This is a genomic window from Streptomyces sp. NPDC029466, from assembly GCF_055574515.1.
Genome location: NZ_JBVHZH010000014.1, coordinates 111,264 through 127,743 on the forward strand (window position 1 = coordinate 111,264; position 16,480 = coordinate 127,743).

General features: G+C 71.7%; 12 protein-coding genes. 2 read left to right on the forward strand and 10 right to left on the reverse strand.

The annotated features are described in order from the left end of the window. Nucleotides 1-146: 146 nt before the first annotated feature. From ACZ4XD_RS13970 to ACZ4XD_RS14010, 9 genes are all read right to left on the reverse strand, one after another. Entirely contained in the window at nt 147-1,292 is a 1,146-nt protein-coding gene (locus ACZ4XD_RS13970; protein WP_468041743.1) for a pseudouridine synthase, read from the reverse strand. After that, nucleotides 1,292-1,990, reverse strand: a complete 699-nt coding sequence (gene scpB, locus ACZ4XD_RS13975; protein WP_468041745.1) for an SMC-Scp complex subunit ScpB — start codon at nt 1,988-1,990, stop codon at nt 1,292-1,294. Before scpB ends, ACZ4XD_RS13970 begins: the two co-directional genes overlap by 1 nt. Beyond that, nucleotides 1,987-3,276, reverse strand: a complete 1,290-nt coding sequence (locus ACZ4XD_RS13980; RefSeq protein WP_468041747.1) for a segregation and condensation protein A — start codon at nt 3,274-3,276, stop codon at nt 1,987-1,989. Before ACZ4XD_RS13980 ends, scpB begins: the two co-directional genes overlap by 4 nt. Nucleotides 3,277-3,488: 212 nt before the next feature. After that, entirely contained in the window at nt 3,489-4,154 is a 666-nt protein-coding gene (locus ACZ4XD_RS13985; protein WP_468041749.1) for a hypothetical protein, read from the reverse strand. Beyond that, entirely contained in the window at nt 4,139-5,155 is a 1,017-nt protein-coding gene (locus ACZ4XD_RS13990; protein WP_018087947.1) for a ParA family protein, read from the reverse strand. The genes ACZ4XD_RS13985 and ACZ4XD_RS13990 overlap by 16 nt, the downstream gene beginning before the upstream one ends. A gap of 489 nt (nt 5,156-5,644) precedes the next feature. Continuing rightward, entirely contained in the window at nt 5,645-6,760 is a 1,116-nt protein-coding gene (ald, locus tag ACZ4XD_RS13995) for an alanine dehydrogenase (protein WP_168483645.1), read from the reverse strand. A 168-nt stretch (nt 6,761-6,928) separates the two neighbouring features. Then, on the reverse strand, nt 6,929-9,067 hold the full coding sequence (locus ACZ4XD_RS14000) for a tetratricopeptide repeat protein (RefSeq protein WP_468041752.1): 2,139 nt from the start codon (nt 9,065-9,067) through the stop codon (nt 6,929-6,931). A gap of 169 nt (nt 9,068-9,236) precedes the next feature. Then, nucleotides 9,237-9,863 (reverse strand): NUDIX domain-containing protein, encoded by a 627-nt coding sequence (locus ACZ4XD_RS14005; RefSeq protein WP_042157481.1) that lies wholly within the window; start codon nt 9,861-9,863, stop codon nt 9,237-9,239. Between the two features lie 95 nt (nt 9,864-9,958). Then, the gene (locus tag ACZ4XD_RS14010; RefSeq protein WP_042157483.1) at nt 9,959-11,614 is read right to left on the reverse strand and encodes a CTP synthase; all 1,656 of its coding nucleotides are present in this window, start codon (nt 11,612-11,614) and stop codon (nt 9,959-9,961) included. A 382-nt stretch (nt 11,615-11,996) separates the two neighbouring features. On the opposite strand from ACZ4XD_RS14010, the gene ACZ4XD_RS14015 reads away from it, so the two are divergent. Then, on the forward strand, nt 11,997-13,838 hold the full coding sequence (locus ACZ4XD_RS14015; RefSeq protein ID WP_468041756.1) for a glycoside hydrolase family 15 protein: 1,842 nt from the start codon (nt 11,997-11,999) through the stop codon (nt 13,836-13,838). 71 nt (nt 13,839-13,909) lie between these two features. On the opposite strand, the gene ACZ4XD_RS14020 is transcribed toward ACZ4XD_RS14015, so the two are convergent. Next, complete coding sequence (locus ACZ4XD_RS14020; protein WP_468041758.1) at nt 13,910-15,127, reverse strand: beta-1,3-glucanase family protein; 1,218 nt, start codon at nt 15,125-15,127, stop codon at nt 13,910-13,912. 260 nt (nt 15,128-15,387) lie between these two features. Here ACZ4XD_RS14020 and ACZ4XD_RS14025 point away from each other — a divergent pair, with 260 nt between their 5' ends. After that, complete coding sequence (locus tag ACZ4XD_RS14025; RefSeq protein ID WP_468041760.1) at nt 15,388-16,440, forward strand: LacI family DNA-binding transcriptional regulator; 1,053 nt, start codon at nt 15,388-15,390, stop codon at nt 16,438-16,440. The last annotated feature ends 40 nt before the right edge of the window (nt 16,441-16,480 follow it).

The following is a 16,480-nucleotide window of genomic DNA, read 5'->3' on the forward strand; positions in this document are numbered from 1 at the left end:
CCCCCCCCCCCCCCCCCCCCCCCCCCCCCCCCCCAGCCCCCGGAGGTCCGTCACCGCACCCACAAACCACCCGGCCCGCCGCAGGCGCAACGGCGACCAACGACCACGGCGGGACAGCCGAAGACGTGGGAAGGCAAAAGCGAACGCTAAAGCTCGACCTCGCGCATGAGCATGCCGACCTCCGTGTTCGTCATCCGGCGGAGCCAGCCGGACTTCTGGTCGCCGAGGGCGATGGGGCCGAAGCTCGTGCGGACGAGCTTGTCGACCGGGAAGCCGGCCTCGGAGAGCATCCGGCGCACGATGTGCTTGCGGCCTTCGTGGAGGGTGACCTCGACGAGGTAGTTCTTGCCGGTGTTCTCCACGACCCGGAAGTGGTCGGCGCGGGCGTAGCCGTCCTCCAGCTGGATGCCGTCCTTGAGCTGCTTGCCCAGGTCGCGCGGGAGCGGGCCCTGGATCGCGGCCAGGTAGGTCTTCTTGACGCCGTAGCGCGGGTGCGTCAGGCGGTGGGCCAGCTCACCGTGGTTGGTGAGCAGGATGATGCCCTCGGTCTCGGTGTCGAGGCGGCCGACGTGGAAGAGCCGGGTCTCGCGGTTGGTGACGTAGTCGCCGAGGCACTGGCGGCCGTCGGGGTCCTCCATCGTGGAGACGACGCCGGCCGGCTTGTTCAGCGCGAAGAAGAGGTACGACTGGGTGGCGACCGTCAGGCCGTCGACCTTGATCTCGTCCTTCTCCGGGTCGACCCGGACGCCCTGCTCCATGACGATCTGGCCGTTGACCTCGACCCGCGCCTGGTCGATCAGCTCCTCGCAGGCCCGGCGCGAGCCCATCCCGGCCCTGGCCAGCACCTTCTGGAGCCGCTCGCCGTCCTGGTCGCCGAACGTCTTGGGGGTCTTGATCTGCGGCTTGTTGTGGCGGGCGCGGTTGCGCTCCTCCACCTGGGCGTCGTACTCACGGGGCCGCGCGGGCGCCTGTCCACGGCCGCGCTGCGGGCCGCCCTTGGGACCGCCCTTGGCACCGGGACCGGACTTGGCACCGGTACGGGGCCCGCCCTTGGCGCCGCCACGGGCCGCCGCGCCCCGGCTGCCCGTGCTCTTGGGACCGCCACTCTTGGCGCCGCCGCCCTTGGACCCGCCGCGCTCGTCCTTGCCGCCCGGGCCACCGGTTCCGCCGACGTCGTAGCGACGCTCCTCGGGACGGGGACGGCCGGCGCGCTGCTGCTTCTCGTCCCTCTGGTTGCCCGCGCCGCGGTAGTTGCCCCGCCCGCTGTCGTTGTTCCTGCCGCTGCTTCGCATCAATGATCCGTCTGAGAGTCGCCGCTGTCGTCTACGTCGAACGACGGGATACCTTCCGGGGAGTCGCCCTCGACCGCGTCCGCCTCCGGGAGGAACGGTGCGAGCTCAGGGAGCTCGTCGAGGCCGCGCAGGCCCATCCGCTCCAGAAAGTAATTCGTCGTCCTGTACAGGATCGCACCTGTTTCAGGTTCCGTCCCCGCCTCCTCCACCAGGCCGCGCTGGAGGAGCGTGCGCATCACACCGTCACAGTTCACGCCGCGTACGGCCGAGACACGGGAACGGCTGACCGGCTGACGGTACGCGACCACGGCCAGAGTCTCCAAAGCCGCCTGGGTGAGCCGGGCCTGCTGCCCGTCCAGAACGAAGCTCTCCACCGCGTCCGCGTACGCGGCACGGGAGTAGAAGCGCCAGCCCCCGGCCACCAGGCGCAGATCGAAACCGCGCCCCTGGCGGGTGTAGTCGTCGGACAGCTCGCGCAGCGCCAGCGCGACCGCACGGCGGGGCCGCTGCAACACCCTGGCCAGGTGTTCCTCGGTCGCGGGCTCGTCGACGACCATGAGGACGGCCTCCAGCGCGGGCTTCAGCTCCAGCTCGGCGACACCCAGCGCCCCGGCCGGCGTCCCTGGCTGCTCTCCCGGGGTGCCGCCCGTACCGGTCTCCGTGATGTCGTACGCCTCGCCACCGGCCGCGCCGCTCATGCCCGCTCCTCTCCTGCTCGCTCTGCCCGCGCCGCCGCGGCGGCGCGCTGTGCCGGTTCCTGGTCGAACTCGTCGGTGACCACCGGCTCGGCCCCCTCCGCGCCCGTCCAGCGGACCGTCAGCGCCCCCAGGGCCTCGTCCTGGTCCAGGACGACCACCCGCTCCCGGTAGAGCTCCAGCAGGGCCAGGAAGCGCGCCACGACGGTGAGGGTGTCCGGTGCGTCCGCGCACAGCTCCTGGAAGCTGCTCTCACCCGCCCCCCGCAGCCGCGCCATCACCACCTCGGCCTGCTCCCGCACGCTCACCAGCGGCGCATGGATGTGATCGACATAGACCTGCGGCCGCGCCTTGGGCTGCATCGCCTTCACCGCGAGCTTGGCGAAGCCCTCCGCCCCGGTGCTGATGACGACCTCGGGCAGCAGCTCGGCCAGCTGCGGCTCCAGGCCGACCGTACGCGGATGGCACCGGGCCTCGTCCGCCAGCCGGCCGCTGAAGATGTCCGCGATCCGTTTGTAGGCGCGGTACTGCAGCAACCGGGCGAAGAGCAGATCACGGGCTTCCAGCAGCGCGAGGTCCGCCTCGTCCTCCACTTCGGCCGCGGGCAGCAGCCGGGCCGCCTTCAGATCCAGCAGCGTCGCCGCCACGACCAGGAACTCCGTGGTCTGGTCCAGGTCCCAGTCCGGCCCCATGGCACGGATGTGCGCCATGAACTCGTCGGTCACCTTCGACAGCGCGACCTCGGTGACGTCCAGCTTGTGCTTCGAGATCAGCTGGAGGAGGAGATCAAAGGGGCCCTCGAAGTTGTCGAGGTGGAGGGTGAAGCGACCGTCGGTGCCTTCGGGGGGCTCGGGGCCCCCGGGGTTCTCGGTGCTCTCGGTGCTCTCGGTGCCGTCGGCGTTCTCGCTGCCATCGGCGTTCTCGCTGTCGTCGGCCTTCTCGGCACCCTCGCCGCTCTCGGGCGCAGTCCGGACGGACGCGGTACCGGGGGCCGTCGCGGGGCCCTCCCCGGCGGCGGCCGTCTCCGCCGCGCCGGAATTCTCCGGCGTCTCGGGCACCACGGGCTCATCCGGCACCTCGGCCGCCACGAGCCCCTCCGGCCCCTCGGAGCCCCGCAGCTGCCCGGGCACCTCCTGCACCGAAGGTGACGCGGGCGCCTGGGGCCCGCCCGGCGCCTGGGGCCCGCCCGGCGCCACCGCCTCCCCCCGCGCCACCAGCCCCGCGCCCGCCCCGCGGCCGAGGCGTCTGCGGGGGCGGGGCGCGGGGGATTCGTCGTTGGTCGTCGGCATCGCGGTCCATGGTGCTGCGGTCCCGTGCCGGGGCGACGGGCTGGTCACGGGCGGGAGACCCCGCCGAGGAGGCAGGCTATCCCGGCCCACCCGGCGTGACGTTTCCGCACCGCGGCGGCCGGCGCGGGAATTCTCGGCCGTCCTCCGCGGGCGACCACGGCGGCGGCCCCGACGGTGCCGACCGGCGGGCACGGACCGACCGGAAGCGGGCGTCAGCGGCCCCGCAGCCGCCGCACCAGGATGCTGGCGTCGCCACGGGACTCCAGGTCGGCGAGGACGACGGCGACCGCCTCGCGGACGATCCGGCCGCGGTCTACGGCGAGGCCGTGTTCGCCGCGCAGCACCAGCCGCGCATGTTCGAGGTCCATGAGCTCCTCGGCGGAGACATAGACGGTGATCTTCTCGTCGTGCCGTTCCCGGCCGCTGGGGCGGCGGTTGGCGCCGCGGGAACCTCCGCGGCGGCGGCCCTGGCCCCCGGTCTGCCCGGTTGCGGCGGCCGGCTCGGCACCGGCCTGGCCGCCCTTGGCCGTCTTGGCCCGGTGCCCCTTGGCGGTCTCGCCGTCCGTCTCGCGGCCGCTGTGCTCGGCCGGGGAGCCGACGGCGGGCACCCGGGGCGGGGTGGCCGGTCCGCCGTCACCGGCCGTCGCCGCCGGGGTGTCCGAGCCGCCGGCCCCGGGCCGACGCTGCCGTACCGCGGTGCCCGCCTCCGGCCCGTCCGCCGCCGGATCGGGCTCGCCGGCCGGTGCGGGTACCCGGGGGGTCTCGCCGCCGGCCGGGGAGCCGTTCGCCGATCGGCGGGGGCTGGAGGGCTGTAGCCCCACTCCCCCGGTGGTACGGAACAGTTCGTCGGCTCCCGGCAGACTCACTCGGCGTGACACCGGGCGAGCACCTCCCTGGCGAGCTGACGATAGGCGGCGGCACCAACGGAGTTGGAGGCGTACGTGGTGATCGGCTCACCGGCGACGGTGGTCTCCGGGAAGCGGACCGTGCGGCCGATGACGGTGTGGTAGACGTGGTCGTCGAAGGCCTCGACGACCCGCGCCAGGACCTCACGGCTGTGCACGGTGCGGGAGTCGTACATCGTCGCCAGGATGCCGTCCAGCTCCAGCTCGGGGTTGAGCCGCTCCTGGACCTTCTCGATCGTCTCGGTGAGCAGCGCGACACCGCGCAGCGCGAAGAACTCGCACTCCAGCGGCACGATGACCTTGTGAGCCGCCGTCAGGGCGTTGACGGTGAGCAGGCCGAGGGAGGGCTGGCAGTCGATGACGATGTAGTCGTAGTCGGCCAGCAGCGGCTTCAGGGCACGCTGGAGCGTCGACTCTCGCGCGACCTCACTGACCAACTGCACCTCTGCCGCTGACAAATCGATATTGCTGGGCAGCAGGTCCATGTTGGGGACCGCGGTCTTCAGCAGCACCTCGTCGGCCGACATGCCCCGCTCCATGAGCAGGTTGTAGACCGTCAGGTCGAGCTCCATCGGGTTGACGCCGAGCCCGACCGACAGGGCGCCCTGCGGGTCGAAGTCGACGAGCAGCACCCGTCGTCCGTATTCGGCGAGCGCGGCGCCCAGGTTGATGGTCGAGGTGGTCTTGCCGACCCCGCCCTTCTGGTTGCACATCGCGATGATTTTGGCGGGGCCGTGGTCCGACAGCGGTCCCGGGATGGGGAAGTAAGGGAGCGGGCGTCCGGTCGGGCCGACGCGTTCGCGGCGCTGGCGCGCGGCGTCCGGCGCGAGCGTCGCGGCGTATTCGGGGTCCGGCTCGTACTCCGCGTCCGGATCGTAGAAGTGCCCCTCGGGCAGGTCGTCGTAGTCGGCGAGACGGGCGGGTTCTCCACTGCCCCGGTCGCCGGCCATGGCGTTCACGTGATGGCCGTCCATGCTCTGGTGGGCTGTCGTGGAAATACTCTGATGGGCTGCGAAGGTATGGACCGCAACGGAGCCGACAGCCTCGCGCCCCGAGGGACCCTGGTCCCGTACAACCACTCCTGGTTGACCGCCTCCGGGAGTAAATGTCGACTCATTCACAAGTCGTCTTACCTCCTTGGACGTGACCAGGAAACTTTATCGATAGGTCAGCGTGGCACCATGCCGACGGTTGGCGACTCTATGGCGTGTCGGGCGTCCGCAGCAACACAATCCACCGGACCCGGCACGATGTGTCGGTAACCGGACCCCCCGATGTCAAGGGCGCAAGCGGTATCGGACCGATGTTTCAGGGGTACGCGAATCGGTTAAAGGGTTACGTTCGCGGCGAGTTGAGTGCCGGCGGCGCGGAGGGCGGCGCGCCGCGGGTCGCACACGCGACCGGCCGGGCCTTGTCGACAAGGCCCGGCCGGTGGTGCGGCGTTGACGTCCGCGGTTGACGTCTCAGCCGAGGAGGGTGCGCAGTTCGACGTGCTCCAGGCCGTGCGCCTCGGCGACGGGGCCGTAGACGACCTTGCCGTCGTGCGTGTTCAGGCCCTTGGCCAGCGCCGGGTCACGGCGCAGCGCCTCGACCCAGCCGCGGTTCGCCAGCTCCACGATGTAGGGCAGCGTGGCGTTGGTGAGCGCGTGGGTGGAGGTGTTGGGCACCGCGCCGGGCATGTTGGCGACGCAGTAGAAGACCGAGTTGTGGACCGGGAAGGTCGGCTCGGCGTGCGTGGTCGGACGGGAGTCCTCGAAGCAGCCGCCCTGGTCGATCGCGATGTCGACAAGAACACTTCCGGGCTTCATCTTGGCGACGAGCTCGTTGGTGACCAGCTTCGGCGCCTTGGCGCCGGGGATCAGGACGGCACCGACGACGAGGTCGGCGTCGACGACGGCCTTCTCCAGCTCGTAGGCGTTGGAGACGATCGTCTGCACCTTGGTGCCGAAGATCTTGTCGGCCTCGCGGAGCTTGTTGATGTCCTTGTCGAGCAGGGTGACGTGGAAGCCGAGGCCCACGGCGATCTGGAGCGCGTTCCAGCCGGAGACGCCACCGCCGATGATGACGGCCTTGCCCGCGTGGACACCGGGGACGCCGCCGGGCAGCACACCGCGGCCGCCGGCCTGGCGCATCAGGTGGTAGGCGCCGACCTGCGGGGCGATACGGCCCGCGACCTCGGACATCGGGGCGAGCAGCGGCAGCTGGCGGCCGGCCGTCTCGACGGTCTCGTAGGCGATGGCGGTGGTGCCGGACTCCAGCAGGGCGTCCGTGCACTCCTTGGACGCGGCCAGGTGCAGGTACGTGAAGAGCGTCTGGTCCTTGCGGAGGCGGTGGTACTCCTCCGCGATCGGCTCCTTGACCTTCAGCAGCAGGTCAGCGGTGGTCCAGACCTCGTCGGCGGTGTCCAGGATGGACGCACCGGCGGAGACGTACTCCTCGTTCGTGATGGACGAGCCGAGACCGGCGTCCTTCTCGATGAAGACCTGGTGTCCGTGGCGGACGAGCTCGTGGACTCCGGCGGGCGTGATAGCCACGCGGAACTCGTTGTTCTTGACCTCGCGGGGGATGCCGACCTTCACGTCGATCACGGTCCTTGCTAGAGAGGGTGCAGGAGGAATTATCCCCTCATGCCTTGCATGACGGAACTGGCCGCGCCGAACGCGGTCCAGCCAGTCTATTGAAGGAGCTCCTCTTGTCTAGCCTTGCAAAGCATTAATTCTTGCGAGAAGCACCACCGATTTCGTAGGTCACTCCGGATGATCTCCAAGGAGTCGCTCTCCGGCCGCGCGATGGAGCCGTGCCGCGGCCGGATCTCCGAGCCGGTCGAGGGTGTCCGCAATCCGCAGCTGAAGGGCCGCCTCCAGTCGTCCGTCGCCCGCCTTACGGGCGGTTTCCAGGGCTTCGAGGCAGGTCCGCAGCGCTTCCTCGGGCCGCCCCGCGTACTCCTGCACCCGGGCCACCTCACCGGTCGCCCGCGCCTGGCCGGCCATGTCGCCGAGCCTCCGGAAGGCCCCGACGGCGGCCCGCCACGCCTTGAGCGCCTCGCCCCACCGGCCCGCATGGGTGAGCGCGCCGCCGATCCGGCCGTGCAGCCGCGCCGCGTCCGCGCCCTCACCCCGGGCGAGCCGCAGCTCCAGGGCCCGGCCGTACCAGTCGGCGGCCCGCTGCCAGTCGCCCAGCTCGGTGTAGGCGCCGCCCAGCGACTCCAGCGCCCGGCCGGTGGCCACCGGGTCCTTCACCGAACGGGCCGCCTCCAGCGCACCCCGGTAGCGGGTGGCCGCCTGTGCGGTCCGGCCCGCCTGGCCGTCCAGGTCCCCGAGGTTCAGGAGGGCGGCGGCCCGCTCCCGCGGCAGTCCGCGCCGCTCGGCGACCCGCAGGACGAGCCCGTGCAGCGCGTAGAGGTCCGGCGCGGCGGCCTCGGCGCCCTGGTGGGCCAGCAGGGTCCGGGTCAGCGCGGCCATCAACCGCCGGTCCAGGGTGTCGAGTTCACCGTCGGCGACGGCGATCCGGGCGGCGTCGAGCAGGGCGCCGCGGCGGCCGCGCAGCCAGTGCGCTGCGGCGGCCCGGGAGCCGAAGCGCAGCGAGCGCGGCAGCCCCGCGGTCTTCTGCCGGGCCGGGGAATCGGCCGGCTCGCCCATCGCCCGGCAGGACTGCAGCAGCCGTACGGTCCGCTCCAGCATCCGGGCGCGGGCCAGCTGGACCTCGGCCGGGCGCTCGTGCTCCGCCAGCAGATCGCGCACCAGCGGGCCGAGGCAGCCGGGAAGGCGGTACGGGAGATACAGGGCGGCGTCGGGCGCCCGGGCGCCGGGGACCTCGTCGTCCTCCGCGGTGACCGGTCGCAGCAGCCCGAGCGCGGCGAATTCGCCCAGGGTCGTGGCGGCCACCGCCACCGAGCAGCCGGCCAGCGCGGAGGCGATGTGCGCGTCCACCAGACCGCCCGGCGCCAGGGTGATCAGCCGCAGCATCCGGGCGGCGGGCGCCGGCAGCGCGTCATGGGCGAGGCGGAACGCGCGGAACAGCGGCCGGGCCCCGGTGGGCAGGTCGGGCGGCAGCGGGACGGCGTGCAGCGCCTGGCACAGATCGGCGACCGAGGACATCGGGCGGGCGGCGAGCCAGGCACCGGCCAGCACCAGGGCGGCCGGCTGGCCGCCGCACTCCTCCACCACGCGGTCGGCGGTCCGCGGGTCGACGGTGATCCGGGTCGGCCCGGCGTACCGGCTGAGGACGGCGACCCCGGCCGCGCTGTCCAGGCCACCCAGGGCGCACGGCCGGACGTCCGGAATACCGGTCAGCGGCCCCTGCGAGACCACCACGACCAGGCAGTCCGGGGCGTCCGGCAGCAGCGGTTCGACCTGGTCGGCGCCGGGTGCGTCGTCCAGGAAGAGCAGGGCCCGGCGCCCGGCGAGTGCCTCGCGCAGCCGCTCGGTCAGCTCGTCCTCGGGGGCGCCGGGCGGGGCGCCGGTGCCGAGCGCGGCCAGCAGCTCCCGTGCGGTGTGGCCGGTGTCGGCCGGTTCACCGTCCGGCCCGGTCAGGGTGGCCCGCAGCACCCCGTCGGGATGGTCGCCGGCCAGTTCCCGCAGCAGCTCCTCGGCCAGGGCCGTACGGCCGGAACCGGGGCGCCCGGCGATCAGCAGCACCCGGCTGCGGGCGCCCTTGCGGCCGGAGAGGGTGTCCAGCCCGGCACGGGCGATATCGGCGTGCAGCTCCTTGAGCTCGCGGCGCCGCCCGGTGAAGCCGCCGGGGGCAGGGGCGGCGGTCGCGGGAACGGTGGGGCGGGCGGTGGCACCGTCCTGGCGGGGCGCCCCCCGCGGTCCGGGCGCTGTCGTGGCAGGCGCTCTCGCCGCCTCCGGCGGGAGGTGCCCCCCGCCCACCGCCTGGTCCGTCACCGGCTCACGCTCCCGTCCACCTGCGCGTACGAATCCGCCGCTGGGGCGGACGCTGCCGAGCGTAGTTCACGGCACGTCACGTCTCGCGCAGCGCAGGGCGGTTACGTCACCCGATCGGATCGGCGGATCATCCGACGGGCGCGTCGTACGGCGGGGACGGGCCCGTCGGTCAGGCCTCGAAGGGGCGGGCCGGCCACGGCGCGTCGGCCGGGCGCAGCGCGTCCAGACCCGCACCGGCCTGGGCCGCGGTGAGTGCCAGCACCCCCACGACGAGGCAGTTGTTGTGCAGCTCACCGGCGAGCGCGCCACGGACCAGCTCGTCCTGCGGCACCCGCGCCAGCTCCATGTCGGCCTCCTCCTCGGAGACCTCGAAACGCTCCCCCTCGGCCTCGGACAGATCGCGGGCGAGGAAGATCCGCACGGCCTCGTCGCAGCCGCCGGGCGTGGTGTAGACATCGGTCAGCACCCGCCAGTCCTCGGCCTTGACGTGCGCTTCCTCGTACAGCTCGCGCTGCGCGGCGTGCAGCGGGTTCTCGCCGGGGATGTCGAGCAGCCCGGCGGGGATCTCCCACAGCTTCTGGCGTACGGGGTGGCGGTACTGGCGCAGCACCAGCACCCGGCCCTCCTCGTCGAGCGCGAGGACGGCCACGGAACCGGGGTGGACCTGGTAGTCGCGGGTCACGGTGGTGCCGTCCGGCATGACGACCTCATCGGTGCGCACGCTGGTCTTGTTTCCGGTGAACGGCGTCGTGGTCGCGGTGACCGTCCACTCCTCCGGGGTGTCCTTGATCGCCATGGCGCGTCCTCCTGTGTGTGCCTGTACCAACGCAGAAACCGGGGCACGACCTGCGGGAGGCCGTACCCCGGCAACCGTATCCGGCGTGGTGTCCGCTACTTCGCGGCGCCCGTCTTGCGCGCGACCGCGGCCTTCACCAGCCCGGCGAAGAGCGGGTGCGGACGGGTCGGGCGGGAGCGCAGCTCCGGGTGCGCCTGGGTGGCCACCAGGTAGGGGTGGATCTCGCGCGGGTACTCGACGTACTCGACGAGCTTGTTGTCCGGGGAGGTGCCGGAGAACAGCAGCCCGGCCTTCTTCTCCAGCTCACCGCGGTAAGCGTTGTTGACCTCGTAGCGGTGGCGGTGGCGCTCCTCGACGTAGGGCTGGTCGTCGTAGACCTCGCGGACGATCGAGCCCTCGGCGAGCTTGGCGGGGTACATACCCAGCCGCATCGTGCCGCCCATATCGCCCTCACCTGCGACGATGTCCATCTGCTCGGCCATCGTGGAGATGACCGGGTCGGCCGCGGCCGGGTCGAACTCGGTGGAGTTCGCGCCCTGGATGCCGGCCAGGTTGCGGGCCGCCTCGATGACCACGCACTGGAGGCCCAGGCACAGGCCGAGCAGCGGGAGCTTGTTCTCCCGGGCATAGGTGATCGCGCCGACCTTGCCGTCCACGCCCCGGTCACCGAAGCCGCCGGGGATGCAGACCGCGTCACAGTCCGCGAGCTGCTCGGCGGCCCCGGCCGGGGTCTTGCAGTCGTCGGAGGTGACCCACTTCACCTTCACCCGGGCCTTGTTCGCGAAGCCGCCGGCCCGCAGCGCCTCGGTGACCGAGAGGTAGGCGTCGGGGAGGTCGATGTACTTGCCGACCAGCGCGACCTTGACCTCGTGATCGGGGTTGTGGACCCGGTCGAGCAGGTCCTCCCACTGGGTCCAGTTCACGTCCCGGAAGGGCAGGTCCAGCTTGCGCACCACATAGGCGTCCAGGCCCTCGGTGTGCAGGACCTTGGGGATGTCGTAGATCGACGGGGCGTCGATCGCGGCGACCACCGCGGCCTCGTCGACATCGCACATCAGCGAGATCTTGCGCTTGATGGCGGTCGGCACCTCGCGGTCGGCGCGCAGCACGATCGCGTCGGGCTGGATACCGATGTTGCGCAGCGCGGCGACGGAGTGCTGGGTCGGCTTGGTCTTCAGCTCACCGGACGGGCCGATATAGGGGAGCAGCGAGATGTGCACGACGAAGACGTTGTCCCGGCCGACCTCGTGGCGGACCTGGCGGACGGTCTCCAGGAACGGCAGCGACTCGATGTCACCGACGGTGCCGCCGACCTCGGTGATGACGACATCAACGTCCTCGGTCGCCATCCGCCGGATGCGGTGCTTGATCTCGTTGGTGATGTGCGGGATGACCTGCACGGTGTCACCGAGGTACTCGCCGCGCCGCTCCTTGGCGATCACGGTGTTGTAGACCTGGCCGGTGGTGACGTTCGCGGAGCCGTCGAGGTCGACGTCCAGGAAGCGCTCGTAGTGGCCGATGTCCAGGTCGGTCTCGGCGCCGTCGTTGGTGACGAAGACCTCACCGTGCTGGAACGGGTTCATCGTTCCGGGGTCGACGTTCAGATACGGGTCGAGCTTCTGCATCGTGACCCGCAGGCCGCGCGCCTTGAGGAGAGCACCCAGGCTGGAGGCGGTCAGCCCCTTGCCCAGCGAGGAGGCGACGCCCCCGGTGACGAAGAGGTGCTTGGTCGTCGGAGATTTGGGCGGCATGGCCAAGAGGGGGCTCCCGTGGTCGCGAGGTGGAGAGGTGCGAAGCGGCGCCGTCCGGAGTTTTCAGGGGTGCCGTCGCTGCGGTTCGGGGGTTCTCGTGACCACCGGTCCACGGGGTACCAGGCTATCAGCGACCGGGCATGGTCGTGCCCGGCCACACAGGGCGACCGTGCGGTCACGGCCGAGGTGACAGTGTCACGTGACGGAGGCCACCCGTTCGGAGCACTTCAGTCCTTGCGAGCGTCACGCGGATCACCCACCTGCGTCGTATCCTGCTCGGACACTCGCTACGAGCCGTCCGGGAAGGCACCACCCCCGCCCGATTTCCGGTCCCGCTGCTCGGCGACGTTTCATGGGCAGGACGGACCAATACATACGTCCCATGGGGGGCGTGACTCCAGTTCGACGGGAGACGCACGTGGCCGGGCGCATCGAGGACTACGCACTTATCGGCGATATGCAAACCGCCGCTCTAGTGTGCCGGGACGGCACGGTGGACTGGCTGTGCCTGCCCCGCTTCGACTCGCCGGCGGTCTTTGCGGGGCTGCTGGGTACGGAGGAGCACGGATTCTGGCGGCTGGGGCCCGTCAACGGTCCCGGGGGGCGGCCCGCACCGGCCGACCGCCGGCGCTACCGGGGCGATTCGCTCGTCCTGGAATCGGAGTGGGACACCCCGCGCGGCACCGTCCGCGTGATCGACTTCATGCCGCCCCGTGACGGGGCGCCGCAGCTGATCCGCATCGTGGAGGGCGTCAGCGGGCGCGTCCCGATGCGTTCGGAGCTGCGGATGCGGTTCTCTTACGGCTGGGTCGTGCCGTGGGTGCACAAGATCGACGACCGGACGGTGGCGGTGGCCGGGCCCGATTCGGTGTGGCTGGACACCGAGGCGGAGACCTACGGCAAGGACCTGACGACCTTCTCCGACTTCACCGTCTCGCCGGGTGAGCGGGTCGCGTTCACGATCAGCTGGGAGCCCTCGCACAAGCAGCCCCCAGCGGTGGCCGACCCGGAGGGGTCGCTGGAGGCCACCGAGGAGTTCTGGCGCGAGTGGGTCGAGCACTGCACGTACCACGGTCCCTACCGGGACGCGGTGGTGCGCTCACTGATCACGCTGAAGGCGCTGACCTACGCGCCGACCGGCGGGATCGTGGCGGCACCGACGACCTCGCTGCCGGAGTGCCTGGGCGGGGTCCGTAACTGGGACTACCGCTTCACCTGGCTGCGGGACGCGGCGATCACCCTGTCCTCCCTGCTGCGCACCGGCTACCGCGAAGAGGCGCGGGCCTGGCGGGAGTGGCTGCTGCGGGCGGTGGCCGGCGACCCGGACAACCTCCAGATCATGTACGGCATCGCGGGCGAACGGGAGCTCGGCGAGAACGAGCTCCACTGGCTTCCCGGGTACGAGAACTCCCGTCCCGTACGGGTCGGCAACGGCGCCGCGGGACAGCTCCAGCTCGATGTCTACGGCGAGGTCACCGAGGCGCTGCACCTGGCGCACATGACGGGGCTGGCCCGTAACGACTACGCCTCGCTGCTCCAGATCAAGCTGATCCAGTGGGTGGAGAAGCACTGGGACGAGCCGGATGAGGGCATCTGGGAGGTCCGCGGCCCGCGCCGGCACTTCGTCCACTCCAAGGTCATGACCTGGGTCGCGGTCGACCGCACGGTCAAGCTGATCGAGTCCGGGGACGTCGACGGACCGCTGGAGCGCTGGAAGGACCTGCGCGAGACGATCCACCGGGACGTCTGCGAGAAGGGGTACGACAAGGAACGCAACACCTTCACCCAGTCCTACGGCTCGCAGGAGCTGGACGCCTCGCTGCTGCTCATCCCGCAGATGGGCTTCCTGCCGCCGGACGACAAGCGCGTCATCGGCACCATCGAGGCGATCCAGCGGGAACTGTCCACCGAGGACGGCTTCGTGCTGCGCTACCCGACGTCGGGTGCGCACGATCTCGGCGTGGACGGCCTGGAAGGCGAGGAAGGTGCCTTCCTGGCCTGCTCGTTCTGGCTCGCGGACGACCTCGCGATGATCGGCCGGGTCGACGAGGCCCGCAAGCTCTTCGAGAAGCTGCTCTCGCTCCGCAACGACCTGGGCCTGCTCGCGGAGGAGTGGGACCCCAAGGCCAAGCGGCAAGTGGGCAACTTCCCGCAGGCATTCAGCCATGTTCCGCTGATCGACACGGCGCTGCGGCTGACGGCCAGCGGGGCTTACGGGGGTTAGCGCCCCCTTCGGGGCGCCAACCTCCCGGCGTTCTGTGGTGCCGTCCGGCTTTCGGACGGCACCTTTCTTTGTCAGAACGGGGTCAGGGTGAGGGTGAGCTCCTTCGGGGCGGGGTCCTCGATGTAGGAGGCGAAACCGGCGACATCGTCGAAGGCGAAGCCGTAGGCCCTACCATCCCGGGTCGCGGCGTGCATGGCCCTGGCGTAGTGGTTGGTCAGCCGCTCCCGGTAGAAGGTGGCCGGGTCGGTGGTGGGCTGGGCGGCGTGCGCGGTGAGGGTGGAGCGGTTGAGGGCGGCGCCCAGGATGGCGGCGACCGGGCCGAGGGTGCTGTCGTTGGGGGCGGCGAGAGTGCCGTCGCAGAAGAGGACATCGCGGGTGGACGGCTTGCCGAAGGAGACCGTTCCGGTGGGGGCGGCCGCACCCCGGCCGATGCTCTGGGGGACAGTGAAGACGAGCTTGCCGTCGCGGACCCGGCCGGTGAAGGTGCCTGCGTTCGTGGTGACGGACAAGTCTTTGGCCGCGTAGGCGGACCATGCCTGGTCGATGGCGGGGGCGAGGTAGTCGGGGGCGAACAGTCCGCTGTCCAGGCCATGACCAGGGGCGATCACCCTCCGGTCGCCGATGACCAGCCGGTCGAAGCCGTCGGCGGCCCGGACATCGGCGAAGATCTTGGCGCGGGCGCCGTCCTTGAGCGTGCCTGTGGTCTGGTCCCTGGCCCCGGTGAGCTTGATCGCGAGCGGCACGCTGAACATGTCGACCATGGTGGTGTTGCAGTACATCCCGCCGGCGTTGTACGTGAACTCGGCGCAGTCGTGCAGCACGTCGTAGTTGGGGTCGCCGGCGACCCAGCCCGCCGGGTAGGCGAGCGCGGCCTTGCCGTTGCCGTCCTCGACCGCCTTGAACTTCAGCTTGCCGCCCAGCGCGGTGTAGATCCGGCCGGACATCCTGGGCAACTGGAGGGTCGTGGTGCCGCTCGCCGCGAGCGGTATGGCGTAGTCGGTGAAGCCGTCCGGCCCGTTGTCGGTCAGCGCCACGGGCTTGAGCTCACCGTCCGGGGTGACGTGCACCTGCTGGGTGCCGTCATTGCCCACGATGTAGATCCAGACCGAGGAGTTGGCGTAGGCGCCGGAGTTGTTGACGAGGTGCAGGGGCATTCCGGCGGCGGACCGGGCGGGCCCGCGGGGGGCTGCGGCCGGGGCGGGCGCGCCGTTCGCGCGGCCGGCCAGGGCGATTCCGGAGGCGGCGGCGCCGGCGGCGAGACCGCCGAGCAGACTGCGGCGAGTGATCACGAGGCGGCTCCTTGCGGGGCGGTGTGCCGATCGGTGGGGGTGACGTTCCGGCTGGTACCGGCCCCGGCGGGCGGCGGGACGGCGGCCGTCCGGCATCCGGGTCCGACTCTCATGCTCATGACATTCTCTCCTCGGCACGGTGGGGGGATCGTGAGGAGTTCTGGGGGTTACCGGGACTGAGAGCGCTCTCATATCGTGCGCTGTGCACCCTGCCGATTCCATGGCAGGCCGTCAAGTCATCGCAGACAAAAAGGAGTTGAATGGTGTCCGAGCCGAACGGTGCGCGGCCGACGCTGGAGGCGGTCGCGGCCCGCGCCGGGGTCTCCCGCGCCACGGTGTCCCGCGTGGTCAACGGCGGTGCGGGCGTCCGGGCAGCGGTCCAGGAACGGGTGCGCCAGGCGGTCACCGAGCTGGGCTACGTACCGAACAGCGCGGCCCGCTCCCTGGTCACCCGCCGCACCGGCGCGGTCGCCGTGGTCATCGCGGAACCGGAGACCCGGGTCTTCAGCGATCCGTTCTTCGGACGCCAACTGCGCGGCATCAGCCGGGAACTGGCCGCCGCCGACACCCAGCTGCTGTTGATGTTGGTCGAGCAGCGCGCCGACTACGACCGCATCGGCCGCTATCTGTCGGCCGGGCATGTCGACGGCGCGCTGATGTTCTCGCTGCACCGCGACGACCCGCTGCCCGCGATGGCCGAGCGCGCCGGGCTGCCCACCGTCTACGGCGGCCGGCCCGGCTGGGCGGGCGCCGGCCGGGAGCCGCGTCCGCTGTATGTCGACACCGACAACCGCGGGGGCGCCCGGCAGGCCGTACGCCATCTCCTCGGCCGCGGCCGGCGCCGGATCGCCGTGATCACGGGACCGCTCGACCAGACCTCCGCGGTGGACCGTCTCGACGGCTACCGCGAGGCGCTGGGCACGGCCGAGCCGGACCCGCGGCTGATCGCGGACGGCGGGTTCACGGCCGCCGGCGGCGAGCGGGCCATGGCCGAACTCCTGGACGCCGCACCGGATCTGGACGCCGTCTTCGTCTGCTCCGACCTGATGGCGAACGGTGCGCTGCGCACCCTGCGGGCACGCGGGCGACGGGTGCCGGAGGAGGTGGCGGTGGTCGGCTACGACGATCTGGAACCGGCGGCCTGGGCGGATCCGCCGCTGACCACGGTGCGGCAGGACGTGGAGGAGATGGGGCGGCTGATGGCCCGGCTGCTGCTGCGGCTGCTGGATCCGGGCAAGGCGGCGGAGGCGGACGCGGTGGAGCTCGCCCCGGTGATCACGGAGGCGCGGCTGGTGGTGCGGGAGTCGGGGTGAGTGGGCGGTGGCGCCGGGAGGTGCGTGTCTCCTCCCGGCG

What these genes read in the sequence shown, in the direction of transcription:
- ACZ4XD_RS13970 (WP_468041743.1), bottom strand. Translation starts at nt 1,292, where the DNA reads ATGCGAAGCAGCGGCAGGAACAACGACAGCGGGCGGGGCAACTACCGC.
- scpB (WP_468041745.1), bottom strand. Translation starts at nt 1,990, where the DNA reads ATGAGCGGCGCGGCCGGTGGCGAGGCGTACGACATCACGGAGACCGGT.
- ACZ4XD_RS13980 (WP_468041747.1), bottom strand. Translation starts at nt 3,276, where the DNA reads ATGCCGACGACCAACGACGAATCCCCCGCGCCCCGCCCCCGCAGACGC.
- ACZ4XD_RS13990 (WP_018087947.1), bottom strand. Translation starts at nt 5,155, where the DNA reads ATGGACGGCCATCACGTGAACGCCATGGCCGGCGACCGGGGCAGTGGA.
- ACZ4XD_RS14005 (WP_042157481.1), bottom strand. Translation starts at nt 9,863, where the DNA reads ATGGCGATCAAGGACACCCCGGAGGAGTGGACGGTCACCGCGACCACG.
- ACZ4XD_RS14010 (WP_042157483.1), bottom strand. Translation starts at nt 11,614, where the DNA reads ATGCCGCCCAAATCTCCGACGACCAAGCACCTCTTCGTCACCGGGGGC.
- ACZ4XD_RS14015 (WP_468041756.1), top strand. Translation starts at nt 11,997, where the DNA reads ATGGGGGGCGTGACTCCAGTTCGACGGGAGACGCACGTGGCCGGGCGC.
- ACZ4XD_RS14025 (WP_468041760.1), top strand. Translation starts at nt 15,388, where the DNA reads ATGGTGTCCGAGCCGAACGGTGCGCGGCCGACGCTGGAGGCGGTCGCG.